Source organism: Idiomarina fontislapidosi (assembly GCF_003226255.1).
Taxonomy (GTDB): domain Bacteria; phylum Pseudomonadota; class Gammaproteobacteria; order Enterobacterales; family Alteromonadaceae; genus Idiomarina; species Idiomarina fontislapidosi.
Map to the genome: position 1 here is coordinate 1 of NZ_QJST01000045.1, position 1,119 is coordinate 1,119.

A 1,119-nucleotide genomic window follows, 5' to 3' on the forward strand; every position below is an offset into this window, starting at 1 on the left:
TGACACTGTCTCAGCTAACCATCCACTTTGAAGGTCGACTGGATGGCCACATAGATTTATGAAAACTTGGCTGACACAGAATATTGAACACTCTCACTGACGCACTACAGAGTCTTTTTGTGTAGTGGTCAACAAAACCCGGACACCTTTTTAGCTAATTTTTCTGCTTTAGCCGGTGGTAGACCATCATTAAATTGATGTGGTCGCTCCCAGTTGTAATAATTCATAAGGAAGTAACTGACATCTCGTTTTGCTTCAATTGCTGAACGGTAACCGGTTGCCGGCATCCACTCAGACTTTAAACTTCTAAATACTCGCTCCATTGGACTATTGTCCCAACAGTTTCCGCGTCGACTCATGCTTTGAGTTATCTGGTAACGCCATAACCTTTGCCTGAACTTTCGCGCTCCATACTGAGTACCTTGATCACTATGGAACATCACACCCTCGGGTTTACCGCGCATTTCATAAGCCATATCCAGTGCACGTGCAGCAAGCTCTGCGTCTGGGCGAGGCGACATCGACCAGCCAATAACCCGATGGGTAAACAGGTCAATAACGACGGCAGCATAATGCCAGCCCGAGCCAGTCCAGATATAGGTTATATCACCACACCAGACTCTATTCGGAGCTTCTACATCAAACTCACGGTTGAGTTTATTCGGGATATCCGGTCTCTCAACATTAGCGACCCTATAGGCATGAGGGCCTGGCTGCTTACTCGTTAAGCCTTGCTCTTTCATCAAACGGCCAACTTTAAAGCGTCCCATGACAACGCCTTCGTGTTTCAGCATACCGACGAGAGTCCGGGTCCCCGCCGAGTTTCGGGACTTTATGAATAAGCGTTTTATACGAGCTCGCAGCAGTCGTCGCTTAGTTTCTATTTGTTGACGTCGCTTTCGACGCTCATAAAAGCTGCTAACACCTACACCCAGCGCTGAGCAGACCAACTCAGTCGTTTCATGCTCCCTCAACCGGTCTATCAGCGCGTAGATTTCAGGTCGTCGGACATTAAGAGAGCGGTTGTAGATTCAAGTCATCAACGCAACACCCTTGTCAATCATGTGTGACGGTGTCATAAAGTTCAATGTTTTTCTCGGTCTCTCATTTAATTGGGTC

The 1,119-nt window shown here is 47.4% G+C and carries 1 pseudogene; it reads right to left on the reverse strand.

Annotated features, from left to right (window positions below):
- Nucleotides 1-128: 128 nt before the first annotated feature.
- Nucleotides 129-1,019: pseudogene (locus tag DFP83_RS13475) on the reverse strand (IS3 family transposase); the annotation flags it as partial.
- Between the last annotated feature and the right edge of the window lie 100 nt (nt 1,020-1,119).